Origin of the sequence: Dethiobacter alkaliphilus AHT 1 (genome assembly GCF_000174415.1) — a bacterium.
GTDB classification, from domain to species: Bacteria; Bacillota; Dethiobacteria; order Dethiobacterales; family Dethiobacteraceae; genus Dethiobacter; species Dethiobacter alkaliphilus.
In genome coordinates, this window is the sequence record NZ_ACJM01000002.1 from 164,708 (window position 1) to 188,002 (window position 23,295).

General features: G+C 46.8%; 26 protein-coding genes. 4 read left to right on the forward strand and 22 right to left on the reverse strand.

Annotation, left to right across the window (positions count from 1 at the left end; translation table 11 throughout):
* Positions 1-101 precede the first annotated feature (101 nt).
* Complete coding sequence (locus DEALDRAFT_RS02935; protein WP_008514728.1) at positions 102-1,283, forward strand: anaerobic nitric oxide reductase flavorubredoxin; 1,182 nt, start codon at positions 102-104, stop codon at positions 1,281-1,283.
* A 33-nt stretch (positions 1,284-1,316) separates the two neighbouring features.
* Here DEALDRAFT_RS02935 and DEALDRAFT_RS02940 read toward each other — a convergent pair whose 3' ends face one another.
* The 15 genes from DEALDRAFT_RS02940 to DEALDRAFT_RS03010 all read right to left on the reverse strand — a co-directional run bounded on the left by DEALDRAFT_RS02940 (position 1,317) and on the right by DEALDRAFT_RS03010 (position 13,724).
* Positions 1,317-1,733, reverse strand: coding sequence for a hypothetical protein (locus tag DEALDRAFT_RS02940; RefSeq protein WP_008514729.1), 417 nt, complete (start codon positions 1,731-1,733; stop codon positions 1,317-1,319).
* A 149-nt stretch (positions 1,734-1,882) separates the two neighbouring features.
* Positions 1,883-2,086: a 2-hydroxymuconate tautomerase family protein gene (locus DEALDRAFT_RS02945; protein ID WP_008514731.1), complete on the reverse strand. Its 204-nt coding sequence runs from the start codon at positions 2,084-2,086 to the stop codon at positions 1,883-1,885.
* Between the two features lie 16 nt (positions 2,087-2,102).
* On the reverse strand, positions 2,103-2,780 hold the full coding sequence (locus tag DEALDRAFT_RS02950) for an ATP-binding cassette domain-containing protein (RefSeq protein WP_008514733.1): 678 nt from the start codon (positions 2,778-2,780) through the stop codon (positions 2,103-2,105).
* A 17-nt stretch (positions 2,781-2,797) separates the two neighbouring features.
* The gene (locus tag DEALDRAFT_RS02955) at positions 2,798-3,484 is read right to left on the reverse strand and encodes a phosphoribosylaminoimidazolesuccinocarboxamide synthase (RefSeq protein ID WP_008514734.1); all 687 of its coding nucleotides are present in this window, start codon (positions 3,482-3,484) and stop codon (positions 2,798-2,800) included.
* Between the two features lie 99 nt (positions 3,485-3,583).
* The gene (locus tag DEALDRAFT_RS02960) at positions 3,584-4,924 is read right to left on the reverse strand and encodes a sodium-dependent transporter (protein WP_008514735.1); all 1,341 of its coding nucleotides are present in this window, start codon (positions 4,922-4,924) and stop codon (positions 3,584-3,586) included.
* Positions 4,925-5,109: 185 nt separating this feature from the next.
* The gene (locus DEALDRAFT_RS02965) at positions 5,110-5,649 is read right to left on the reverse strand and encodes a 2-oxoacid:acceptor oxidoreductase family protein (RefSeq protein WP_008514736.1); all 540 of its coding nucleotides are present in this window, start codon (positions 5,647-5,649) and stop codon (positions 5,110-5,112) included.
* On the reverse strand, positions 5,646-6,383 hold the full coding sequence (locus DEALDRAFT_RS02970) for a thiamine pyrophosphate-dependent enzyme (RefSeq protein ID WP_008514737.1): 738 nt from the start codon (positions 6,381-6,383) through the stop codon (positions 5,646-5,648). Before DEALDRAFT_RS02970 ends, DEALDRAFT_RS02965 begins: the two co-directional genes overlap by 4 nt.
* 93 nt (positions 6,384-6,476) lie before the next feature.
* A complete protein-coding gene (locus tag DEALDRAFT_RS02975) occupies positions 6,477-7,589 on the reverse strand; it encodes a 2-oxoacid:acceptor oxidoreductase subunit alpha (protein ID WP_008514738.1) in 1,113 nt (370 codons plus the stop codon).
* Positions 7,570-7,791, reverse strand: a complete 222-nt coding sequence (locus DEALDRAFT_RS17370) for a 4Fe-4S binding protein (protein WP_040378345.1) — start codon at positions 7,789-7,791, stop codon at positions 7,570-7,572. The genes DEALDRAFT_RS02975 and DEALDRAFT_RS17370 overlap by 20 nt, the downstream gene beginning before the upstream one ends.
* Positions 7,792-7,838: 47 nt before the next feature.
* Complete coding sequence (locus tag DEALDRAFT_RS02985; protein ID WP_008514742.1) at positions 7,839-8,804, reverse strand: GntR family transcriptional regulator; 966 nt, start codon at positions 8,802-8,804, stop codon at positions 7,839-7,841.
* 324 nt (positions 8,805-9,128) lie between these two features.
* On the reverse strand, positions 9,129-11,072 hold the full coding sequence (locus tag DEALDRAFT_RS02990; protein ID WP_008514744.1) for a TRAP transporter permease: 1,944 nt from the start codon (positions 11,070-11,072) through the stop codon (positions 9,129-9,131).
* 140 nt (positions 11,073-11,212) lie between these two features.
* Entirely contained in the window at positions 11,213-11,560 is a 348-nt protein-coding gene (locus tag DEALDRAFT_RS02995; protein ID WP_040378346.1) for a DUF1850 domain-containing protein, read from the reverse strand.
* 58 nt (positions 11,561-11,618) lie between these two features.
* The gene (locus DEALDRAFT_RS03000; protein WP_008514747.1) at positions 11,619-12,611 is read right to left on the reverse strand and encodes a TAXI family TRAP transporter solute-binding subunit; all 993 of its coding nucleotides are present in this window, start codon (positions 12,609-12,611) and stop codon (positions 11,619-11,621) included.
* 161 nt (positions 12,612-12,772) lie between these two features.
* Positions 12,773-13,108: a YlbF family regulator gene (locus DEALDRAFT_RS03005; protein ID WP_008514749.1), complete on the reverse strand. Its 336-nt coding sequence runs from the start codon at positions 13,106-13,108 to the stop codon at positions 12,773-12,775.
* A gap of 70 nt (positions 13,109-13,178) precedes the next feature.
* Entirely contained in the window at positions 13,179-13,724 is a 546-nt protein-coding gene (locus DEALDRAFT_RS03010; RefSeq protein WP_008514750.1) for a hypothetical protein, read from the reverse strand.
* A 268-nt stretch (positions 13,725-13,992) separates the two neighbouring features.
* Here DEALDRAFT_RS03010 and DEALDRAFT_RS03015 point away from each other — a divergent pair, with 268 nt between their 5' ends.
* Positions 13,993-14,376, forward strand: a complete 384-nt coding sequence (locus DEALDRAFT_RS03015) for a hypothetical protein (protein ID WP_008514751.1) — start codon at positions 13,993-13,995, stop codon at positions 14,374-14,376.
* 80 nt (positions 14,377-14,456) lie between these two features.
* Here DEALDRAFT_RS03015 and DEALDRAFT_RS03020 read toward each other — a convergent pair whose 3' ends face one another.
* Entirely contained in the window at positions 14,457-14,738 is a 282-nt protein-coding gene (locus tag DEALDRAFT_RS03020; protein WP_008514753.1) for a hypothetical protein, read from the reverse strand.
* A 43-nt stretch (positions 14,739-14,781) separates the two neighbouring features.
* Positions 14,782-16,752: a penicillin-binding transpeptidase domain-containing protein gene (locus tag DEALDRAFT_RS03025; RefSeq protein WP_008514756.1), complete on the reverse strand. Its 1,971-nt coding sequence runs from the start codon at positions 16,750-16,752 to the stop codon at positions 14,782-14,784.
* 198 nt (positions 16,753-16,950) lie between these two features.
* On the opposite strand from DEALDRAFT_RS03025, the gene DEALDRAFT_RS03030 reads away from it, so the two are divergent.
* On the forward strand, positions 16,951-18,237 hold the full coding sequence (locus DEALDRAFT_RS03030) for a S8 family peptidase (RefSeq protein ID WP_008514757.1): 1,287 nt from the start codon (positions 16,951-16,953) through the stop codon (positions 18,235-18,237).
* A 104-nt stretch (positions 18,238-18,341) separates the two neighbouring features.
* On the opposite strand, the gene DEALDRAFT_RS03035 is transcribed toward DEALDRAFT_RS03030, so the two are convergent.
* Positions 18,342-19,316: a DUF3231 family protein gene (locus DEALDRAFT_RS03035; protein WP_008514759.1), complete on the reverse strand. Its 975-nt coding sequence runs from the start codon at positions 19,314-19,316 to the stop codon at positions 18,342-18,344.
* Positions 19,317-19,480: 164 nt separating this feature from the next.
* Here DEALDRAFT_RS03035 and speD point away from each other — a divergent pair, with 164 nt between their 5' ends.
* Entirely contained in the window at positions 19,481-20,287 is an 807-nt protein-coding gene (gene speD / locus DEALDRAFT_RS03040) for an adenosylmethionine decarboxylase (protein WP_008514761.1), read from the forward strand.
* A 42-nt stretch (positions 20,288-20,329) separates the two neighbouring features.
* Here speD and DEALDRAFT_RS03045 read toward each other — a convergent pair whose 3' ends face one another.
* From DEALDRAFT_RS03045 to DEALDRAFT_RS03060, 4 genes are all read right to left on the reverse strand, one after another.
* Positions 20,330-20,962: a hypothetical protein gene (locus tag DEALDRAFT_RS03045; RefSeq protein WP_008514764.1), complete on the reverse strand. Its 633-nt coding sequence runs from the start codon at positions 20,960-20,962 to the stop codon at positions 20,330-20,332.
* Positions 20,963-21,101: 139 nt separating this feature from the next.
* Positions 21,102-22,022, reverse strand: coding sequence for a prenyltransferase (locus DEALDRAFT_RS03050; protein WP_008514766.1), 921 nt, complete (start codon positions 22,020-22,022; stop codon positions 21,102-21,104).
* Positions 22,023-22,042: 20 nt separating this feature from the next.
* Positions 22,043-22,447, reverse strand: a complete 405-nt coding sequence (locus tag DEALDRAFT_RS03055) for a diguanylate cyclase domain-containing protein (protein ID WP_008514768.1) — start codon at positions 22,445-22,447, stop codon at positions 22,043-22,045.
* Positions 22,448-22,557: 110 nt separating this feature from the next.
* Positions 22,558-23,292, reverse strand: coding sequence for a GltB/FmdC/FwdC-like GXGXG domain-containing protein (locus DEALDRAFT_RS03060; protein WP_008514770.1), 735 nt, complete (start codon positions 23,290-23,292; stop codon positions 22,558-22,560).
* Positions 23,293-23,295 lie beyond the last annotated feature (3 nt).

Sequence of the window (23,295 nt, forward strand, 5' to 3'; positions counted from 1 at the left end):
CTTTTGTCACTTTTAAGTAGTAGGCATTGTTATATACTTGATAGTGAGGAAAAGACAGGTTAACCAAAATTATTTTGTACCAGTAAAGGGAGGTAATTTAAATGAGTTTTAAAATTACAGACAGTGTAACCTGGGTTGGAAAAGTTGATTGGGATTTAAGAAGATTTCACGGGCATGAGTTGTCCACGCACCGCGGATCTACATATAACTCCTATCTGGTTCGTGACGAAAAAAATGTGCTGATTGATACCGCCTGGACACCCTTTGCCCATGAGTATGTGGATAAACTGGCTGAAGAAATTGATTTGGATGATATTGATTATATTGTGGCTAACCATTCAGAAGTAGACCATAGCGGTGCTTTGGCTGAGTTAATGAAGCGAATCCCGGATACGCCCATCTACTGCTCCCAAAACGGAGCAAAGATGATCAAAGCACAGATGCATCAGGACTGGAACTTCAAAATTGTAAAAACCGGCGATAAGATTGATTTAGGCTCAAAAGAATTAATCTTTATTGAAGCCCCCATGCTGCATTGGCCGGATAGTATGTTCTGTTACCTGACCGGTGACGCCATTCTTTTCAGTAATGATGCTTTTGGCCAGCACTATGCCACAGAGGTTATGTTTAATGATTTGGTGGATAAAGATGAGCTCTATCAGGAAGCTCTCAAATACTATGCCAATATCCTGACTCCATTTAGCAGGTTTGTCCCCAAAAAAGTAGCGGAGTTCAATGAGCTGAACCTACCGCTGAACTTAATCTGCCCCAGTCACGGTGTTATTTGGCGCGATAATCCCCTGCAAATAGTGGAGCAGTATGCAAAATGGGCCGATAACTATCAGGAAAACCAAGTGGCCATAATTTATGATACCATGTGGAATTCAACTAAAAAGATGGCAGAGGCCATAGCCGAGGGGCTGCACCAACAAGATGAAACCATGAAAATAAAACTTTTCAACCTGAGCATCTCCGACAAAAATGATGTGGTCAGTGAAGTGTTTAAATCAAAAGGTATTCTGGTGGGTTCCTCCACTATCAACCGCGGCATACTCTCTGCGGTAGCCGGATTTCTGGAAGAAATCAAGGGCCTGGGCTTTAAAGATAAAAAAGCAGCGGCCTTTGGTAGCTATGGTTGGAGCGGTGAATCGGTGGGTATAGTTACTGAAAGGTTAAAAGAGTGCGGTTTTACGGTGGAAAGTGAGGGCCTGAAAGCTCTCTGGAATCCGGATCAGGATATGGTTGCCCAGTGCAGAGATTTTGGTAAAGAGTTTGTAAAATAATTTGCAAAAGGCTCGCCGGGTGGCGAGCCTTTCTTATTTGAGTGTGTGTGCATGTAATTGATAAATAGTTTTCTTCGGAGTTTCCACACAACCCTTACTGGTCCAAAACCCCTTGGAATCTCCCACCGCTTCTCCTTCGATCTGTTCTATGTCATACTTTTTGCACAAATCTACAAGCCAGTTAAAACAGTGGGTGCCGATTCCTTTATTCTGCAACTCCTTTGGCAGGCGAACCGCTTTTAACACAATTACTTTTCGGGCAAAGAAAATCTGAAAGGACATCTGGGGCATCCAGTCCTTGCCATAGGGATAGGTGGTATCCGTTAGCAGGACATCAATGCAGTGAAATTCGTTACGTACGGTTGGCTTCATGTTTAAACCGTACTTTTCATGGAGGTCGTTGGCCAATGAATCCAAGTGTTCATCCAGGTCAAACAATATTTTCACCATCAAAACCACTCCCTCTATCCATATTATGTAGGATAAGCAATATCTTCTCAATGGGAGTGGACAACAAATATGGTAAATTTTTAATCTTTATAATTATTATGTTAAGCAGAACAGAAAAAGGCGAAAATCTTATGATTTTCGCCTCACATTTACATTCCTTTTTTACGTCGCACCGTGATTGACTCTCCGCCCACACCCCAGTTGTCTGTCTCCACTTCATCAATGACAACTACAGTAGTTTTGGGATTTTTGCCAAGCACATCCACCAAAAGCTGCGTAGCTCCTTCGATGAGCTTAGCTTTTTGCTCGGCAGTGGCGCCTTCCCGGGTAATTTTAATGTTTACGTACGGCAAATAAGTTTACCTCCTCTTAACAATATTGGACAAGCTGTTTTTCTGAGGACAGTGAATGTCTTTGCAGCTCTCCTTTTATAATAACGGCAATTTCTGTGGCAATACCGTCAATATGGCAGGGGTCACTTGTGGCCATGATTATAATTCTGTCTTTGGACAAATCACTCAGCAGTTTATTTAGATTTTCACGTTCTTTTTTATTAAGGCCCGCTGCGGGCTCATCCAGGACAAGCAGTTGGGGGTTATTAATTAAAGCCTGGGCAAGACCGGCAAGTTGCCGCTCCCCGGCAGATAGCTCACTTAGCGCTTTATTGCGCTGGTGAGTTAGGTCAAACTGCTGAAGCAATTCTTCCGTTTTTTGCTCAGCTGTTTTTGCGCTCATTCCTTTAACAGCAGCCGCCTGTCTGAGAAAATCATTTACTGTCAGGTTGGGGAAAACTCCAAACCCCTGGGGCAGATAGCCCAAATCAGGGCGCAAATCAAAGGGGTTTTTTTCAATATCTTCCCCATTCCATTTTATTGTGCCTGTGGTAGGTTTGGTTATGGTGGCCAGCATCCGAAGCAGGGTGGTTTTACCGGCTTCCTTTGGCCCCAAAAGGCCTAAAAGCCCCGGCGTTAATTCCAGGGAAAAATCCCTTACACCCCAGGTATTATCTTTGAAGCGCTTGCCTACGTGCTGAATCTGTAATTTCAAGGTAACATCTCCTCAGTTTATTCTTCCAACATCAATTGTTCCAACTCCAAAGGTTCCGCACAGACCCCGTTTTTATAAGCGCGCATGTTGCCTCCGGAAATTTCGTCAATTAAAGCAATTTGCCCGTCTTCACCAATGCGGCCAAACTCGAATTTAATATCGTAGAGTTCCAGACCCTTTTTGGCCAGTTCTTCTTTGACAACGGCGCCGATTTGCTTTGTAAGGTCCTTTAACACCTGGTATTCTTGCAGTGTAAGGATACCCAACATGTCCAAAGCGTCATCTATTATAGGTGGATCCCCTCTACCGTCATCTTTGAGGGTAACTTCTACAAAAGCATCCAAGGGCTGTCCCTCTTCCACATATTTACCGTAACGGCGCAAAAAACTACCCACGGCACGGTAGCGGCAAATAACCTCCAGGCCTTGTCCAAAAACTGTGGCCGGCTTAACGGTCATGGTGGCCTCATCAATGTTGGCATCGATGTAGTGTGTTGGAATGCCCTGTGCCCTTAACTTTTCAAAGAAAAACTTAGTCAGACGCAACCCGGCTTTGCCAACACCACAAATGGTGAGACCCACCGAATTGGCACCGGGATCAAACACACCGTTTTCTCCGGTGCAGTCATCTTTAAATTTAAGCAGATAATTGCCATCCTCCAGCTCATAAACGTCTTTTGTTTTGCCGGTGTAGATAAGTTTCATCCAAAAACCCCTTTATTTTCATGTTCAAAATCATTATACATGACAGCCCCCAAGAATATCAACAATTTCTGACAATATTTCTACGCTGTAGTTATTCTCTTACCCCCGTATTCCGGTTATAAAGATATAAAAAATAGCTATCGGCATCACAAAGCGAATCAAGAATGACCAGGCTCTCCCCCAGTAAAAACCGGGCGAGCCTTTTTCTATTTCCAAAAGTGCTATGTCGGTACTCCAGACCCAACCCAGAAAGATCACAATGAGCAGGCCGCTGATGGGCAGAAAGAAGCTTGAAGAAACAAAATCCATAAAGTCCAGAATGTCACGTCCCAGAAACACCACATTGGACAGCACTCCCTGAGATAGTACCGCAGGCAGGCCAAAAACAAAGATTAAAACGCCCATGGTAATGGCCGCCGCTTTGCGGGTCCAGCCTCTTTGATCCACAATGTAGGCCGCTGCCACCTCCAAAAGGGAAACAGCTGATGTGATGGCTGCAAAGGAGAGCATGAGGAAAAAAAGACTTGACCAAAAAATCGGCCAGGGTAGAGTGTTAAATATAGCCGGCAGGGTAACAAAGACGATGGCAGGACCAACGCCCGGTTCAATATTAAAAGCAAACAGGGCGGGGATAACAATCAGGCCCATTAAAATGGCAATGCCCACATCGGCAACACCTATTAAAAAGGCGCTCTGTGGTATGTTTTCCTCATCGGTCAGGTAGCTGCCGTAGGTCAGGATGGCCCCCATACCCAGGCTGAAACTAAAAAACACCTGCCCCACCGCATCAAGGGCCGTATTAACATTTATCAGACCTAACTCAGGGCGAAAGAACCAGATTACTCCCTCCACCGCTCCTTCCAGCGACAGGGTTCTGCCCAGTAGAATGAGCAGGATGACAACAATTCCGGGCATGATGATTTTGCTGATGCGCTCAATGCCGCCGGTAACCCCTAAAAGGACAATGAGAACCGTAAAGAAGATAAAAACTGCCTGGCCCAGAACCGGTATTACCGGATTGGAAATCAGCTGCTGGTTCAACTGTGTGAGCCCTGCTGCATCTAACCCGGTGAAAATCCCCATTACGCTACCGACAAAGTAAATTACCGCCCAACCGGCAATAACGGAATAAAACGAGATTATGATAAAGACGGTAACCAGGCTAAATAGCCCCACCAGCCACCAACGGGTATTTGGAGCCAGACGGGAAAATGTGGAGACGATATTCTGCTTGCCGGCCCTTCCCAGAGTCAGCTCGGCGATAATCAACGGCACTCCCACCACCACCACTATCAAAAGAAAAAGTGCCACAAAGGCTCCGCCTCCGCTTTGCACCACCACTGTGGGGAATCGCCAGACGTTTCCCAATCCCACCGCCGAGCCCACGGTGGCCAGAATAAAGCCGATGCGCGAGTTCCACTGTTCCCTCTTACCACTCATGTAAATCCCCTCCTTGTAAACCTTAGAGTGCCACAAAGAGAGAAAATTACACTTTTACAAGAAAAGCCCGCTTATTCGGTTTCCTCAGCGCGTGCTTTTCAATACTGGATACCTTAGCAGCTTCGCAAACTGCGAAGCGTTATAATTTCCTGCCAGTACAATGGAATAAGCACGCCGCAGCGTGCTTATCTGGTCAATGTTTGCGCCAGGCGCATACCTAACTCCAATGCTTTTGTATTAATAACTTCCGTACCCTTAGGTGCTCTGTTTAAAACCGCTTCCTGAAGAAGATTGTGGGGTACTTCCTCAGACAAAGCATTGATAACACCCAATGCTACGATATTAGCCACTATTTCCGTCCCCAGTTCTGTGCGGGCATGGCGCGTAATAGGAAGTTTGACGGCAAACTTGTTTTCTGCATCGGTGACAAACGTGCTATCCAGTATAACGGTGCCCTGGGGATGATAATCGGCACCGTATTTTGCGTAAGCTTTGCTGCTCATAATCAGAACCGTATGCGGCTGAATTACTTTAGGGTGGTCTATGCGGTCCGGGGCCACAATTACTTCGGACTTACTGGCTCCTCCCCGCGCCTCTGGACCGTATGATTGGGTTTGCACCACCTGCATACCGTTTTGCGCCGCTGCTTCCGCCAGAATTATAGATGCCAGTATCAGCCCCTGGCCGCCGGTACCGCATAGCCGGTACTCCCGCCGGTTATTCATGAGCTTCCACCACTTTTCTGCCTTTGGCTTTCAATAATCTTTTCATACTCGGAGACAAACTCCGCTTCCTGCTCTTGGTGATGGATACCGATGGTAATTCTTTCTTTTACCGTTTTGGCATCGGACACCGCAGCCTTTTCTACCGGCACCGCATGATCCTTATACCAGTTTAGCATGGCGGCAGCACTGCCGCTCTTGTTCTGGCGACCAAATCCGGTGGGGCAGTAGGTCATTGCTTCAACAATGGAAAATCCCTTGTTGTTTACACCTTCTTCAATCATCTTATCCAAAAGCTTCAGATGATAGGTGGTACTGCGGGCCGCAAAGGTGGCGCCGGCACCCATGGCCAGCTTCATGATATCAAAGTTTCGTTCCGTGCACCCAAAGGGTGCGGTGGAGCCTTTTTTCCCCTGTGGAGTCAGAGGAGACGCCTGCCCCCCCGTCATCCCATATATCTGATTATTGAATATAATGGCATTAACATCAATATTGCGCCTGGCGGTATGAATGAAATGATTACCGCCAATGGCAGTGGAATCGCCATCCCCCATCAGCACAAAGATTGTAAGTTCGGGACGTACCATTTTTAAACCGGTGGCAAAAGCCAAAGCTCTGCCGTGGGTGGTATGCAGTGTCTGAAAGTTAAGATAGCCGGCGGCCCGGGAAGAACAACCAATCCCTGAAACAATGGCCACGTTTTCAGCCGGTATCTGCATCTTTTCGATAGTTCGCAAGAGAGCTCCGACAACCAATCCGTTTCCACAACCGGAACACCAGATATGAGGGAAACGGTCCGAACGCAGGTAGGAAGGAGAGAATGCGTAGATTTAAATCACTTCCCTTATCTTTTTCAGTATCTCTTCCGGATTGAATAATTCTCCGTCATAGCGCCAGAGGCCCACTACTTCCGTTTTTCCCTTCACTGCTCTTTCCACTTCGCCGATGATTTGCCCCATATTCATTTCGGGCACCAGGATGCTTTTCTTATCAGCAAGAGCAGCAATTCTTTCATATGGAAAGGGCCATAATGTTCTGAGGCGAACATAACCTACAGACAAACCACTGTCTCTGGCCAACCTTACCGCTTCCCGGGCGGGGCGGGCGGTACAGCCGTAGCAGAGGATGACCAGGTCGGCATCAGCGGCTTCTGCTTCTTCGATGCCGGGAAGTTCAGAGAGATTATTTTCTATCTTTTGATGAAGACGGTCCAAGAGACGCCGCACAACCTCTCCGTCATTGGTGGGGAAACCCTTCTCATCATGGGCCAGGCCGGTGATGTTGTAAGCATATCCTTCACCAAAGGGAGCGAAGGGCGATACATCAGAATCTTCCGCATATGGCAGGTACAATTGGTCCGGTTCCGGTTTGCTGCGATCAATTACTCTAATCTTTGTCCTGTCCGGTTCAGCTATGTTTTCCCGCATGTGCCCCACCACTTCATCCATTAACAGAATCACCGGCTGCCGGAGCATCTCGCTTAAATTAAAAGCCTCAATGGTCAGATAATATACTTCTTCCACCGATGAGGGGCAAAGGACAATAGCAGGATGGTCCCCATGTGTTCCCCAGCGGGCCTGCATCACATCGCCCTGGGCGGGCGCGGTGGCCACACCGGTGCTGGGACCCATGCGCTGCACATTTACCAACACGCAGGGGATTTCTGCCATGGCAGCGTAGCCGAGGTTTTCCTGCATCAGGGAAAACCCTGGTCCGCTGGTAGCTGTAAAAGCCTTAGCTCCACCCACCGATGCCCCGATCATAGCGGCAATACCACCAATCTCATCTTCCATCTGGATGAACTTTCCTCCCTGCGGAGGAAGCCTGCGGGAGGCAATTTCGGCAATTTCTGTGGAAGGCGTAATGGGATAGCCGGCATAAAACCTGGCCCCTGCCGCAATTGCGCCTTCCACACAAGCCTCGTTACCTTGCCACAGTTTCATATTTCCAGTTCCTTTCAGGCTGAGGAATTACATGAATAGCAAAATCCGGGCAGTAAAGCTCACACTTATTACATGCCACACAATTTTCCGAATGCACCACACATGCCTTTTTGTCTTCACTCATTGCCAAAACATTTTTGGGGCAAAAATCAACACAGATTCCACAACCCTTGCACCATTCATTCTTAACAGCAATCTCCATACATGGCTTTTGTGCGGGTATAGCCAAAATAGACCCTCCTTTGATTTTTAATTCTTTTTTTCCTCACCGCCACCGTCTCTGATAAGGGGCAAAAGCGCTTTTGCCGATCCCAGATCCAGTGTGGTGTTAAAAATTATTACCTCTTTTTTTCCCGCCACCAGTTTCTTTACTTCCTCATACCTCCCGGGTGAGACGATTATTACATCTGCATTGGCAATCATCGCTTCCAGTTCTTCTGTTACCCTGGTAATGGTATGGCTGATACTTAAGCCGGCCAGACCGGCAGATTGCATATTGCGGTTAAATTTACTGTAAAACTCTTCGGAGGTGCTGATTAAACAAAAGTTAGTGTCCCCCGAATACTGGGCAATCTTTACAATCCCCTCCAGGCAGGGGCGGACGGCAACACCATAAACATTACTGTTCTCATTGGCAATAAGTTCACGCACTTCCGTCAGGTGGCTGAAGGTGGTAAAAACAAAATTGGCTGCAGCGATGGTTTTCTTCATCTTTTCGTCATACTGTCGCAGTGCGGATAAAACTACCGGTATAGTTCCCAAATGAGTCATTTCCGTGATTTCCCGGGAAAAAATCCGGGCCTGCTCAATGTTGCACTCCACAAAAACCGCTCTTACGTTTTGCATCATTTCTTCCTTACGTCCGACCCTTTCCTGCACCATGGAAAGAAATGATTCTGTGGTAATTCCCTCGCTGAGCACATCGTCCAGCAAATCATCCACCCGTTCCACGAAGGCCTGCATCAGCATTTTCTGCCGCTTGGGCTGATCAACACAATTTACAAATGTGCCCCTTCCCTGGTGGGCCACCAGTACTCCTTCATTGATTAGCATATCGTAAGCATGACTGACGGTATTGCGACTGGTGTTGAGCCTGCGGGCCAACTCTCTTTCTGTGGGCATTTTCTGCCCCGGCTTAAAATTATTATGATTTATTTCATTCAGAATCTGATTCTTTATCTCCAGATATAAAGGAGCTCTATGTTTGACATTCATGATTGGCTCACCCCTTTGTAATCCAATATGGCTAATTGGACCTTTCTGAGTACATTTTACCATGGGGCGAAATAACTGGCTATTTTGATACCATAGTATGCTGACCCACTTATCCTGTTCTGCTTTATTTAGTTAATTAATACTTTTGTTATCGTTCACTTATTCACTATTTCGCAAATTATCTGTTATTTTAATCACAATATTGGCCTTATTTTCATAGTCCAATTGATAATTGGCTCTATATTATTAGTGCCAACTAAGAAAGCCAAAAAAAAAGAAAGCCTGTCTGTGCAGCTGCACAGACAGGCTTCTGAAAAACTAAAGTTAGCTTACACTGATCCCTTCGGACATATCGTCACGGCGCTTGGCAATATATTCCAGAATCATAATCAGGGCAATCAGCGCAGCACCGATTATATCTAACATAATTGTGGGACTCATCAAAAGTACACACCCTACAGCCAAAACAGCTCTGTGCCACCAGGGCATTACCCGAATAAAGTAACCCTGCATGGCAGCGCCCATCAAGCCGCAGGCGATAAACACCGTGGGGAACACGATGAGCATTTCAGACAGCGGTGCATCAAGAATTATGGCCGGGTAGTAAATTATGAGAAACGGTATAATATACGCCGTTATCCCCATCTTCATCGCCTCCCAGCCCGTTCGCAGCGGATCAGCGCCGGCCAGTCCGGCAGCAGCATAGGCAGCCAGACCTACAGGAGGCGTGATGTCGGCATCCGTTCCGAAGTAAAGTATGAACAGGTGAGCCGCCATGAGCGGAGCTCCCAGATTAACAAGAGCCGGGGCAACAAGGGTAGCAAGGATAATGTACTTGGCTGTGGTGGGAACCCCCATCCCCAATAACAGCGAGGCAATCATGGTCAGAGGCAAGGCCATCCATAACTGGCCGCCGGCCAGTTGCTCAATAATTCCGGAGAATTTTAGGCCCAGCCCTGTCATGGTGACCATACCGATAATGATACCGGCTATGGCACAGGCAGCACCAACCTCCAGGGCCTTGATAACGCCGTCGGAAACTGTTTCAAAGATATCTTTGGGATACATGCGGGTTTCTTTTTTGATCCAGCTGAGCAAGACAGTGAGGATAATGGCATAAAACACAGAACTTGCCGGAGAACGACCCACAAACAACATATATACCAATAAGAAAAGCGGCAGAAAATAATAAAAACCGCCTTTTAGTGTTTCAAACATATTGGGCAGCTCAGACTTAGGCAATCCCACTAAGCCGTCTTTTTTTGCCCGGTAGTGAATCATAAAAAAAGTTGTGGCAAAATACATAAAGGCAGGAAACGCAGCTGCTACCATGACGTCGCGGTAGGGTACTCCGATCATTTCCGCCATAACAAAGGCTGCTGCACCCATTACAGGAGGCAGAATCTGGCCGCCGGTGGACGCATCCGCTTCCACACCTCCGGCAAAAGCCGGATCATAGCCCAACTTCTTCATCAGTGGGATAGTAAACGTCCCGGTGGTAACAACGTTGGCCGTTGAACTACCGGTAATAGAACCAATCATGGCACTAAAAACAACAGAGGCTTTAGCAGGCCCGCCAACATACTTTCCGGTGAGAGCCAAAGATAAATCCTTAAAAAACACTCCTGCTCCACATTTGTCCAAAAAGGAGCCAAAAATAATAAACAATATAATGAACCTAGCATAAACTCCCATGGGCAGGCCGAATATGCCGGCATCGGTCAGGTACAGATATGGAAAAATGCGTGAAAAATCATATCCTCGATGAATAAGGATACCGGGCATGCTTTGACCAAAATAGGCGTAGATTAAAAAGGTTACTGCAACCACGATAATCGGCCAGCCTACAGTACGTCTGGCCGCTTCTATGACCAAAAATACCAATACTCCACCCAGCACAATGTCCGACATAATAGGAGCCCCTGCCCTACTGGCTATGGCACCGTAATTTAGAAGAACATTTAGGCCTACCACAAAGGTAAGCAGAATACAAACCAGATCCCAAAGCTGTGGGCGGTGCGGTACAGACCTTCTGCTGGCAGGGTATAGCATAAAAATCAGCGGAAAAATCATCGTTAAGTTTAATGTCCTAAACATCTGGGCAAATGGCGGGCCGGCATAGGCGGTATAAATATGGTACAAGCCTACAAGGGCTGCGTAGACGGTGACCAATAAACGCCAGTTACCCTCAAAATGACGATATTTGCCTTGTAGAGCTTCGGTGAATTTGCTTTCTGCAACCTTATCCATGTAATCGCGGATAACCATGAACCCACTCCTTCCTATCACCGTCCCAAGTTAATAGCTTGCTGCGGCATAAGTTCATATAAGCTTTGTTATTTGTGGAAAAAAGACCCTGCCCCGGGGAAATAAGTCCCTGGGAGCAGGGTGTTCTTGCATCATCAGGGCTATTTCTTAACTGTAATCCGAACCAAAAGAGACGTGCCACCCGGCGCCAGGTCCGAGAGCAATATTTTTTTGTCCCGAATCTGAAACTCCTGGGGGACGGTCCACGCTACCCGGAAGGGCAGTTCGGCAAATGAACGGTCATAACCGGTAATCCGGACCATGTCCCCCGTTGTATCCACATCCAGGCCGGAACCAAATTCCAGCCCGGCACCATACCAGGCATAGCGCTCTTCCACCAGATGAAGCAGGCCGTCATCCTTTACAATAAAGGACTGCTCCACCGGGGTCCCGTCGGAGGAGTGAATATAACTATACTCAATTTCCTCTCCCGCTTCAACAGGAATCACAGTTAAAACTTCGTTATCTTCTCTGCTGACAATCTCAAAAGAAAATGCTGATGTACTATTACTGCTCCTGAAAGAATCTCTCTGCACCGGGATGCAGCGGAATGGGGGATACGGCGGAATCCTGAACGTTCATCAGGCCTGCCACCTGGTGAATGCCCACCAGTTCATTAAGAGAAGCTTCCTTAAACATGGCTTCAACCAATGCATAGGCAAAGTCTTCATCCATGTCTGCATGTACCAACATCAGGTTACCTACAGTCAAAGCGCTAACATCTTCGTCAAGGCCGTATACACCGGCGGGGATAACACCTTTGGTGAAGTACGGGTAGTCAGCGATGATGGCATCTAAGAGCTCATCTTCGATGGGGATGAAGCGAATGTCTTTGGTTGTCATAATTTCTTCCACAACAGCGCCGGGATGGGCGAAGTTATAGAATACCGCATCTACCTGCCCGTCTTTTAGGGCATCGGCTGCTTCAGGCTGGGAGAAGTTCCGTGTATTTACTTCATCACGGATTCCTGCAGCTTCCAGAATGATGTAGGAAGTTACTTCTGCGCCGCTGCCTGCAGCGTCAACGCTAACGGTTTTGCCTACCAGATCTTCTACGGAGTAAATATCGGAATCGGCACCTACAATCAGATGCTGTGCTGCGGGATACATGGAGAACAAAGCAACTACGTCCTGCTGATCCCCGTCAAAATCTCCCTGGCCTGCGTATGCGTCATAGGCAACGTTGGCCATGGCCATACCCATTTCGGAAGCACCACTGCCTACCAAACGGGAGTTTTCTACCGATGCGCCGGTGGATTCGGACTGAGCAAAAACACCTTCAACATTGTCTGTAATAACCTTGGCCATCCCTGCACCCAGGGGGAAGTACGCGCCACCGGGGCTACCGGAAGCAATGCTGATGAAACTGGGGGAAGCATCTCCGGTATCATTGTTATCACCGTTTACATTCCCGTTTCCTTCGCCACAACCTGTCAGTGCAGTCACCATAACGGCAACAACAAAGATCAGCGTTATGAACATCGTCCATTTTTTCTTCATTAAACCCTCTCCTCTCTTTTTTAAGTATATATTCAGCTTTTCAGCCATATATTCGATTCTACCTGCCTTGTGATTTTTCCTGCTTGTAGGGCCAAATATTTTCAGACAACAAGGAAAAACAAAAAAAGCCTGTGCACCATATGGCGACACAGACTTCTTTTTTAGCTGAATAATTCCTGGCTAATGACCTTATTAGCCTCTTCCATAACTTTGCCAAACGCTTCCTGGGCCTGAAACAACTGCTTAAGTGTTTCATTTTGCATTGCCTTCTGCTGTGCCAGCTGCATTTGCTGGATATCTTCCTGTCCCGGGGGAATTCCCTGAGACTGAGCCTGCTGAAGCTTTTGCTGGCTTTGTTCCATTTCGGAAACCAGTTCCTGGGCTGCAGGGTCAAGCTTAATTCGGGCATGAGCCGCATTAAGGTTGGCGTATTCTTCGGTCTCTTTAATTGCATTTGCCAATTCTTTGGCTGAGTTTTCTACACTAATGGTTCTCACCTCCCATCTTTATGCTATTCTTGCCAATATGCCCAATTCCTTTTTTTTTAATCAAATTTTGGCCTTATATTCAGTGCTGCAGCTGGGGCATATCTCTTTGGGTGCGCAGGGAACCGGTCACAGTATAATCATAGCCCTGATCTTTGGGGCGCCTGACGTATTGGGGAATGCAAACTTCCACCGGTAAACGGTAATCCTCCAGCACAGGCAGTTGGCCGCTGATTGCCGACCCTTCCAGCACTGTTATGGCAACTTTTTTGCCAAAGTTCAGGTTGCGGCATTTATTCCTCAACTCTTCAAGATTTTCTTTTTTGACATCGGCGTTCAGGTCAGCCTTGTCTCCTCCCACACCGTGAATATACCTTTCTGCCAGGTCCACAAAGTCTTTGTTTTTCACCACATACAAAGCAATCATCATTAAACCGTCTTCCAGCACGCTGTCACTGCGGGGAACCCAGGTCACACAGGAACCGTTTAACTCCGTTTGCTCAATTCCCGTTTCCTGCAAAAACCAAACGGGTTTTTCCTCTTCGATGAGATACATACTGTGTGTAGCATAGATACCATCTTTAGTTGAAGAACGACCAATAAGCAAGCTGGCAGTAATATTTGACATACGGACAACCCCTTTCAATAGACTTTTTTTATACCGGAAATTATAGCGCTTCACAGTTTGCGAAGCTGCTAATGAAACCGGTATAGAAAAGCACGCGTAGAGGAACCGTGCCTTTCTAATATGGTTGCCATACACCACCAGTATATACCGTTCAAATTTTCGTCAAAAAAATTTAAAATTTTTAACTTATTTGCAGGGTTAATCCACCGAAAGGTAGAATATTTATTTCTTGGTATCATTTTTAATCTTTTCCAATGAGGAGGTACTTATGGATAAGAAAACAACGCAGTTTTTAATTTTTTCACTTGTGGTAATGGTTCTGTTCGGTTTCCTGGTTAGAGGGGTAATTCTGGCTCCAAAGCAGGCTGTAGCAGGCCCGGTTTTGGAAAGCCATGACTTGGGGCCACGTTATGAAGATACTTGCGATGTCTGCCACAGAAATGAAATCGAATTCCACGAAGATCTCTTCGGGTATTTTGATGACTGTATGCTGTGCCATGGTGGAGAGATTGTTACGCCTCACGGCACCACCGGGAATTTTGAATACTGCCTGGGTTGCCACGACGATATTGTTCCGTCCCATGACGAAATGTTCCCGTTCGATGATGCCAGCTACGAAGCAGATTGCCTTGGTTGCCACCCTGCTAACTAACAGCCGACACCACGAAAACACAACCAAAGAAGTACGCTGATACCAAAATGGTCCCGGAGCTTAGGCTCCGGGACCATTTCTTAATGCAGAGTTTCTTTTATACTGTCATACAACCTGCGAGCCTGTGCAATACACTGCATTCTCTTTTCATTGGATAGCTGTGGTGCTTTTTTTAATATTATGCTTTGCACAATTATCACATATTGCTCCCTGGTCAAAGCAGCAAATTGCTGTGGATCATTTTTGCTGAGGAACCTTAGTTCATCCTCCATGTGCCTGATTAAACTCGTTGTTTCACCAATCATTTCCGCATCCTCAGACGAAGACTTAAAAACTGCCGCCACATGATCAATTAAACCCATGACGCTTGCCTCCCGTTATGTTATATGCTTATTTTATACCAGTTTAAAACCCGTATTCAAGTATTCGTTCACTCACACTAACAGCCTCCCGGCTTGTAATTGAACTGTCGCCTTCCAACGCCACCACAATCACATAGTCATCAAAATAACTGACAAACCAGCCAATCTGCTTCTCCTCAGTTATCTGCGCAGTCCCTGTTTTTCCACGCAGTCCCAGGGATGAGGAGTTACTGATATAAGCCAGTGCGTCTTCATCCTGAACCGCTGCCTGTAGTGTTTCATCAACCAGTGCAATATTCTCTGCAGAAAAGCCGGTTTCCTGCCAAATGCCCGTATCGTCACCCATGGTAATTCTGGGCTGTGGCAGATTACCGTCACCGCGGGAAATAGCGGCTATCATTAAACCCATATGAAGCGGTGTGACCTGCAGTTCCCCCTGCCCATACCCCGAATCGGCAAGCAAAGTTTCACGCGGGCTGGAGGAGATAACCTGCGAAGCACGCATTGGCAGATGTGGCGGAACTTCGCCAAATCCCAGTCTTTGAGCATACTCTTCAAACTTATCCCAACCGATCTTCAGGCTTAAATCAGCAAAATATACATTATCAGACCATTTCATGGCCTTGCGCAAATCAATTTCTCCTTCGGGCCTGTCAACCCTTCTGACATGGTAGCTACCCCAACCGGCATCTTTCTGCCACTGGCGGGGAGTGTTCCAGGCCTCATCGGGATCAAACACTTCTGCTTCCAGCGCCATTTTAGCGGTTATAGCCTTAAATACCGAACCGGGAGGATGAGGGGTACGCAGTACCCGATTTGTAAACGGACTGTCCAGTTCCCGCAGTTCATTAAACTGCTGCGGGGTTATTCCCAGAGAGAACAGATTACTGTCAAATCCGGGTTTGCTGGCCATGGCCAGGATATCACCGGTGCCTGCATCCAGAATCAGGACACTGCCGTTGTAGCGGCCCAATGCCCAGTCCACAGCCCTAACCAGATCTTTATCCAGCGTTAACTCAATATCCTCACCATCCACTGCCGCTTTTTCCGCCACAGTATGTATAGCTTCGTTTTCTTCATTATTGATGGTGATACTAAACCCGATACTTCCTGCCAGACGCTCTTCAAAAAAAGCTTCCAAACCAATACTGCCCACATAATCTCCGGCCCGATATCCCGCTTCCTTTAACTCTTCCAATGTCTCGGCGGTGATTTCGGACAAATGACCGATTGCCGGTCCATGGGAAACGGGTAAATCATAAACCCGGCTTTCTGCCCGGTTAACCAAAATCCCCTGCAGTGCCAAGAGTTCATCCTGGTTTTCCTGCCAGAAATCCTCGGTGACGCGCTGGATGGGCACAAACATATCCGGCTGCACCCAGGACTGGGTATAAGCCGCATTAATCCTCTCTTCGCTTATCTGCAATATTTCGGCCAGGCCGGACAACAGAGCTTCTTCGTCCCCGATACGACCGGGTACAACACCCACTTCCCTCACCTGTCCCCGATAAACCAGAGGGGTGTTGTTTCTGTCATAAAACCCTCCCCTTTGTGGGAAATCACGGCTTACCCTGACACTGGTATCGGCTGTAAGCCCGGTTAAAATATGTTCATGTTCCCAGTCCATGAGCCACTTCTCTTCCCCTTTTTGCAGGGTAATATGGTATTCCTGGGTAAATTGGGGGACGGTTCCGGTTTCAAAAAAAAGGGTGTAGCTCACACTCTTCTGCTCGGAGTTCTCCTCCTCCTCCTCGGGAATCTCAACTTCCTGCAATGTCAGGCTTTGTAAAACCAAGCCGGTGGAGATATTGTCATAGCGTGAAACAAACACATCCAAATCATGAAAACTTTGTGACTCTTCAGACAAAAGCTCATACATCTTTTCGTACTCACCTGCATCCCACAGTTCTGTAAACTCCAAAAGAGTATCTTCGGGAGCAGGAAAGGTTTCCCCACAACCGCTAACCAAAAATAACAATAACAATAAAATAAATAACCAAATTATTTTTCGCATTATTTTTATGCATCCTTCCATTATTATTCTGCTTGTCCAAATACTATCAAATACTATTATATATAAAAACCTGCAATCGTCCATACTCCCTTTGATGGAAAAATATCTGCCTTTTTGTCGTCTGTCTGTTACAAATCTATCGCAATCCCTTTCGTTGCAACATATTGTATTGTAACAATTTGACGGAGGGATTTTTTTATGATTTTTCAGGATGTTAATTGGATGCGGGGATATGGGACAAAAATTTGCCCGGAATTACGTAAACGGGTTTTGGACTGTTACCGTCCTACCCGTCTTACCCCCTGTTTTCTGCAAAAATCCATTGGTAAGCTGACTCGTAGGTGGAAGAAATTCCCCATTATTGTGCAACTGGAAAAATATGCAGTTCATGCCATTTCCACCTACTCCCTGGCCGAGGAAACAGGATGCAAGCTAAAGAAAAATCTCCAGGTTATTGACGCTTTTGCCTCCGAGGTAACAACGGAGCAACTAGAGAAACTGCTTCGCAACAAAAATGTAAAGAAAATCTGGCATGACGGTGAAGTTCATGCCGTGCTGGACGCGGCGTCCCCCACCGTTGGCGCGCCCGGGCTCTGGGATGAGGGTTACACGGGAAAAGGCATTGTCATTGCGGTGCTGGATACAGGCATCTATAATCATCCGGATTTGCAAAATCGTGTTCTTGATTTCAAAGACTTGATAAACGACGATACCAACCCCTACGATGATAACGGCCATGGCACCCATGTGGCAGGATGTGCAGCAGCATCCGGAAGTGAGTCAAACGGTAAGTATAAAGGGCCGGCACCGGAAGCAGGACTGGTTGGCGTGAAAGTCTTAAATAAATCTGGCTCCGGCAGCCTCTCCACCGTTATTGAGGGGATTGGTTGGTGCGTTCAAAACAAGGAGCGCCTTAGTATCCGGATAATTAATCTGTCGCTGGGCAGCAATGCTTACCAATCCCACCGGGATGACCCGGTCTGCCAGGCAGCAGTCCGGGCCTGGGAAGCGGGCATTGTGGTCTGTGCTGCAGCGGGCAACAGCGGGCCCCAGCCCCGCACCATTAACTCACCGGCCATAGAGCCCGGTATTCTTACCGTAGGAGCCATAAATGACAGGAATCCCAACGAAGAAGGCTTTGTTGCAGAATTCTCCAGCCGGGGGCCCACCATCGACGGTCTGGTAAAACCCGATGTTTGTGCACCGGGAGTACAGATAACTGCCCTGCGCTCACCCGGTTCCACCATTGATAAACAAAACAGAGATGCACGGATAGACAACTGGCACACAAGCCTCTCCGGCACCTCCATGGCCACACCGGTCTGCGCCGGAGTCATCGCCCAACTTCTGCAGCAGAACCCCTTCCTCACACCGGATCAAATAAAAAATCTCCTGACGGAAACAGCCAACCCCCTTACGGGTTACGGCGAAAACGACCAGGGAGCCGGAGTGGTAAACGCCCACCGGGCATCGCAAACTCCCTAGCAAAAAAAGACTCCGGGGACATCTCCCGGAGTCTCACAGCGCAAAACAGGGACCCTCTGCGAGGACAGGCGGACCTTTTTTTGCACTAAACCCTTTTGAAATAATTACGGCCCATAGGTAGGAGCGGGATTTAGCCAACCCTTTAATTTGCCGATTTTCATAAACTTGTCCAGCATGTTAATTTCCTCAATGAGAAGCTGCTTGAAAATCCCGCGGACCCGGTCTGTGGATGCACATTCTTTAAAAGACTGGGCATGTAAAATTGCAGCCCCTTGTATTGAAGCTAATAGTACACGGTAAATGTGGTCATCATCTAAGATTTGCAAATCACTAAACGTTTGCGTAAATTTACCCGGCCTTTTGGGCATGGGGATGCCGTATCTTTTCAGCTCTTTCTCCAAAGCAGCTATTTGGCTGTTTAACTGCTTACTGCCTAAATGCAGAACCAACTTAAAGTCCACATCATGGACAGCTTTATAAAAAATTTCTGTGGTTTTTCTGTTATCATAACGATAAGTAAGATGATCCCAGAGGTTAGACACAGCACACAGGCTTATGTCCTCCTTGATGTCGGCGGGCAGATTACGATAGGCTGGTGGCTGCGAAAACCAGCCCTTAGCTTTTAGATAAACGACAAAAGTATCCGCTTCATTAATGGTCCGGATGGCCATTTTTTTTATGGTTTTACGCACCAAATCGTTTGTTACAGTATTGCGCAGTGCTTTTAACAGGTTTTCAACATGTTCCTGCATATGAAAAAACGTATCCATCGCTATGTATTCATCTGTCACCACTTTGGGGTTGATGGGTGTGTTTGTGGCACTGCGGTTACGGTCCGGTGAATCAATGGAAAATCGCTCCATCATTTTCTCCAGGATATGAATGTTCTTGAGAACCGGCTTTTTTATAATGCGCAAAGCCGCTACCAGATCCTTGTCATGGGCAAAGTCTTCCCAAATCTGCAGTTTTTCCATCATCATATATTTGGAATTAAGGATGTCCCAGATGATAAACGCTTCCCGCACATCCACGTCCTGCTGTTTTCGTTCTGCTGACTTTTGTTTCCATGAAAGTAACATATTATCTCCCACCTGTTTTGTGTTATTAATAGCATTTCCTATCTTTTAAATTTTAAAGCGCTTAAATTTGTCTTGCAAAAAATAGCGTAACCTTGTGTATGGGAGAAATTGCGTTTATAATAAACAGTGCGAGGAAAACTATAAAAAAATTTTAGGAGTGACCAATGGAAATTAAATCATTTAAAAAGCTCAAGCTTTACGGGTTTAATAATCTGACAAAGTCCTTGAGTTTTAATATGTACGATATCTGTTATGCCAAGACCGACGAAGACCGCAAAGGTTACATCGAATACATTGATGAGCAGTATAACGCCGAAAGGCTCACCAGCATCCTCACCAATGTTTCCGATATTATCGGTGCCAATATCTTAAACATTGCCAAGCAGGATTATGAACCCCAGGGCGCCAGTGTTACCATTCTTATTTCCGAAGGCGATGAATACAATGAGCAGTCGGAGAACGAATCGCCGGGCCCGCTGCCTAACTCCCTGGTGGGACATCTGGACAAAAGCCATATTACGGTACACACTTACCCTGAAAGTCATCCCGACGACGGCATCAGCACATTCCGGGCCGATATTGATGTTTCAACCTGTGGGCACATTTCACCGCTAAAAGCGCTGAACTATCTGATACACAGCTTTGAATCAGACATTATGACCATGGATTACCGGGTACGCGGGTTTACCCGTGATGTAAACGGCAGAAAATACTTTATCGACCATAAAATCAATTCCATTCAGAATTATATTCCCGGCAGTACCAAAGAAAAATACCATGCCATTGATGTAAATGTTTATCAGGAAAGCATTTTTCACACTAAGATGCTGCTTAAGGAATTTGATCTGGATAACTATCTCTTCGGCATTTCCAAAAAAGACTTAGCCCCCAGTGAGCGGAGAAAAATTAAACAACGGCTGAAAAAAGAGATGATGGAAATCTTCTATGGCCGAAACATTGCCAAAGTATAAGAAAGGCGAAACCTAGCAATTAGGTTTCGCCTTTTTTATAGCTTAAACAGTATTTGTTTCCCTAACTTCCACATTAATCTCATAGGTTCCGTCACCGTCAATGATTCGCGCCAGGCGGGCCAGGCGGTTAGCCAGGGCGTGTCCTGACAGGCGGCCGTTAAAAGAAATGATAAAAGTATTCTCTCCTGACGGTGCCGTCGGTGTGAGTTCCACAGAGGTTTCAGTATCTGTCCGGTCAGTAACGGAAGTTTCCTCAGTTTCTTTTTTAGGCCGTCGGCCGCGGGGTTTGGTTTCTATTCCCAGACTTTTTAAAACATCACTATAAAACTTTTTACGGGAAATTTTCATATCTTTAATAATATTGTTGGTACCTACTTCATCCCGCCATTTGGTCATCAAAACCACTTGTTTTTCAATGGGTAGTTCCTTAAATTCCTCATAGGGCATTACCTTTTCTTCGTACATATTATACACCTTCACCTCACTGTTTTGCATGTATGCTTTTTTGTCTTTTCCCCGCAAAAAATCAACGGGGGTCATCACTGCACCTTTGCGCCCCGTCCGGGAAGCACGTCCCCGCACACCACTTAGGTTTTTTTTGCTGGTGGTGGAACTAAAAGCCTGTTCAGCCTCCGAGGGCTTATCTTCATCCTGTAAATAAGTTTCTTCAGTCATTCTCTCACCCTATTCGTCTATACATCGGTTGCATTATTATATCTTTTTCCTTCCCAATTTATGCATATTCCCCTGAGAAACAAGAAAGGTGCACAGATTAGTTTTTTACAGCAAAAAAAAATCGTCCCCCAAAGGACGTTTAGACAAAAAAGCGGGTGAGAATGGCTGCCAAAACCATGGTAAGTCCGGTCAGCTGATATGTTTTTATTGTGTTGGCATTGGCCACTATCATCTTAGGGATATCTTCACTGTACCTGGCCGCTGCGCCAACAGCCTGAATAACCAGCGGCAGGCTCACAAAAGACATAAGCCAGAAAGGATTAAGGGTGGTTGCAAACAGGCCCACAAAGGAAAGGTAGGTGCCGGCGAACAAGGCTTTATAAATGCTTAACCCTTTTGTTTTGCCAAGGCGTACCACCCAGTTGCGTTTATTGCCCTGTAAATCGGCTTCATAGTCGGGATACTGATTTATGAAAAGTACATTGGCAATTAATAAACCAATGGGAAGCGATGCCAGAATAACTTCCCAGGACAGAAAATGAGCCTGAACCAGAAATGTCCCCGACACAATCAGCGGCCCAAAGGTAACGCCCACCACCGCTTCACCCAAGCCCCTATACGCCAGTTTAAACGGAGGGAGGCTGTACGCTGCGGCAAAAAACAATCCGCTTAAACCAATCCATAAAATGCCGGGCTCCCTCATAAAAGCAATGTAAAAACCAATTAAACTTCCTGCTGCCAAAGTGGCCAGAGTAATCCATCTGGCCTGAGATAAGGTAAGGTTGCCGTCCACAATGGCCCGTTTACCACCGCTAAACGGGGTACGTTTGTCAGGTGCCACCATTAAATCCACGCCGCTTTCATAGTCCACCAGGTCATTGGCGGCGTTTTTGCCGATTTCAATAAGGAATACCCCCAGCATGCTTATGAGAAACCAATACCAGCTAAACTGGCCGGTAAGGCCATATGCCAGGGCACCTCCCACGGCCATGGGCACTGTGGACGCCACCCAAATTTTGGGGTCGGCAACCTGCCAGAACCCCTGCCACAATGTTGTCAATTTCCTCCCCCCTTCTTTGGTTAAAGGTTATTTAACAACAACTCCAAAAGCTGCTCTTTGTTGTCGCCATCTTCGGGAAAGGTTATGTACGAAACACGAAATGTTGTGTTACCTGCCACATCATCCAGGTAATCCTCCGAAGCAAAGGCGTGCTGCAGCCGCTCTATTACAAACCTTGCACCCTCCTTGTTGGTCATGGGCATGAACACAAGAAAGCTTGTTTCCCCGTGACGGATTACGGTATCCGTATCCCGCAGTGTATCCTGCAGAATGCGCACGGCACGGCCTGCACTGGTCCCGGTGGAAAAAGCCACAAGTGCCAGCGAAAAAGACTGTCCTCCACGATAGGCCCGTTTAAGCTCCATATCAAGAAGTTCCTCAAAGCTATAAGATACGTATTCCGTTAAGGGCAGTTTAATGCGCATATAATCCCCTCCGTCCTCATTTTCGATTGATTTCGACCTGCAAAGACACTTCTCCTGCTTTGCAGGGAAATAAGCAAAAGCAAAAGGCGCACAACAGTGCGCCCGGCAGCTTAATATTTTACATACATGTTCCCATATGGACGACTCCCAACAGGAGCCAGTTTGGTAAAAGGCAGCTCATCCAGCCCCGGCAGATTTGTCTGGAAATAGCGTGAATAACGGTCCTGTGTTTCCTGCAAAAACTCCCGCTCCCTTTGAGATGGTTGTGACTTTTGCACTTCCCGGCCTAACTTGTAGTCGGGTACATCTCCTCGGATATACATGACACCGCCATGCATACCGGTACCGCAGTAATTCCCCACTGAATCCTGGCCGTCGGGCATTCCCAACACCACAATGATACCCCCGGCCATATATTCACCTAAAAAGTCACCGGTTTTGCCGCCCACAACGATTTTAGGAACCTGCTCTCTAAATTCTTTCATATGAATCCCCACCCGGTAGCCAACATTGCCGCGCACAAAAACTTCACCGCCGCGCATGGCATACCCCAAAGTGTCACCGGCATCACCATGAATGATAATTGATCCGCCATTCATGGTATTTGCCACCGCATCCTGAGTATTGCCCTGCACCACAACTTCCGGCCCATCCATATAGGCAGCCAGATCATTGCCGGCAATGCCCTGGATGGTCAGCTTATAATTTCCACGGATGGCGTCGGCAATATAGCGCTGCCCGTTTACATTTTTGAGCAGAATTTCCTCAGCCCCGTCCCGTAGTGCTTGGCGGATCCGCTTGTTTAACTGCATATAGTAAACACCCCTGGCATCGATGGTAACCACATT

Excerpts from the sequence above, each read along its gene's own strand:
- DEALDRAFT_RS02935 (WP_008514728.1), top strand. The coding sequence starts at position 102 with ATGAGTTTTAAAATTACAGACAGTGTAACCTGGGTTGGAAAAGTTGAT.
- DEALDRAFT_RS02940 (WP_008514729.1), bottom strand. The coding sequence starts at position 1,733 with ATGGTGAAAATATTGTTTGACCTGGATGAACACTTGGATTCATTGGCC.
- DEALDRAFT_RS02955 (WP_008514734.1), bottom strand. The coding sequence starts at position 3,484 with ATGAAACTTATCTACACCGGCAAAACAAAAGACGTTTATGAGCTGGAG.
- DEALDRAFT_RS02960 (WP_008514735.1), bottom strand. The coding sequence starts at position 4,924 with ATGAGTGGTAAGAGGGAACAGTGGAACTCGCGCATCGGCTTTATTCTG.
- DEALDRAFT_RS02965 (WP_008514736.1), bottom strand. The coding sequence starts at position 5,649 with ATGAATAACCGGCGGGAGTACCGGCTATGCGGTACCGGCGGCCAGGGG.
- DEALDRAFT_RS02975 (WP_008514738.1), bottom strand. The coding sequence starts at position 7,589 with ATGAAACTGTGGCAAGGTAACGAGGCTTGTGTGGAAGGCGCAATTGCG.
- DEALDRAFT_RS17370 (WP_040378345.1), bottom strand. The coding sequence starts at position 7,791 with ATGGAGATTGCTGTTAAGAATGAATGGTGCAAGGGTTGTGGAATCTGT.
- DEALDRAFT_RS02985 (WP_008514742.1), bottom strand. The coding sequence starts at position 8,804 with ATGAATGTCAAACATAGAGCTCCTTTATATCTGGAGATAAAGAATCAG.
- DEALDRAFT_RS02990 (WP_008514744.1), bottom strand. The coding sequence starts at position 11,072 with ATGGTTATCCGCGATTACATGGATAAGGTTGCAGAAAGCAAATTCACC.
- DEALDRAFT_RS03000 (WP_008514747.1), bottom strand. The coding sequence starts at position 12,611 with ATGAAGAAAAAATGGACGATGTTCATAACGCTGATCTTTGTTGTTGCC.
- DEALDRAFT_RS03010 (WP_008514750.1), bottom strand. The coding sequence starts at position 13,724 with ATGTCAAATATTACTGCCAGCTTGCTTATTGGTCGTTCTTCAACTAAA.
- DEALDRAFT_RS03015 (WP_008514751.1), top strand. The coding sequence starts at position 13,993 with ATGGATAAGAAAACAACGCAGTTTTTAATTTTTTCACTTGTGGTAATG.
- DEALDRAFT_RS03020 (WP_008514753.1), bottom strand. The coding sequence starts at position 14,738 with ATGGGTTTAATTGATCATGTGGCGGCAGTTTTTAAGTCTTCGTCTGAG.
- DEALDRAFT_RS03025 (WP_008514756.1), bottom strand. The coding sequence starts at position 16,752 with ATGCGAAAAATAATTTGGTTATTTATTTTATTGTTATTGTTATTTTTG.
- DEALDRAFT_RS03030 (WP_008514757.1), top strand. The coding sequence starts at position 16,951 with ATGATTTTTCAGGATGTTAATTGGATGCGGGGATATGGGACAAAAATT.
- DEALDRAFT_RS03035 (WP_008514759.1), bottom strand. The coding sequence starts at position 19,316 with ATGTTACTTTCATGGAAACAAAAGTCAGCAGAACGAAAACAGCAGGAC.
- speD (WP_008514761.1), top strand. The coding sequence starts at position 19,481 with ATGGAAATTAAATCATTTAAAAAGCTCAAGCTTTACGGGTTTAATAAT.
- DEALDRAFT_RS03045 (WP_008514764.1), bottom strand. The coding sequence starts at position 20,962 with ATGACTGAAGAAACTTATTTACAGGATGAAGATAAGCCCTCGGAGGCT.
- DEALDRAFT_RS03055 (WP_008514768.1), bottom strand. The coding sequence starts at position 22,447 with ATGCGCATTAAACTGCCCTTAACGGAATACGTATCTTATAGCTTTGAG.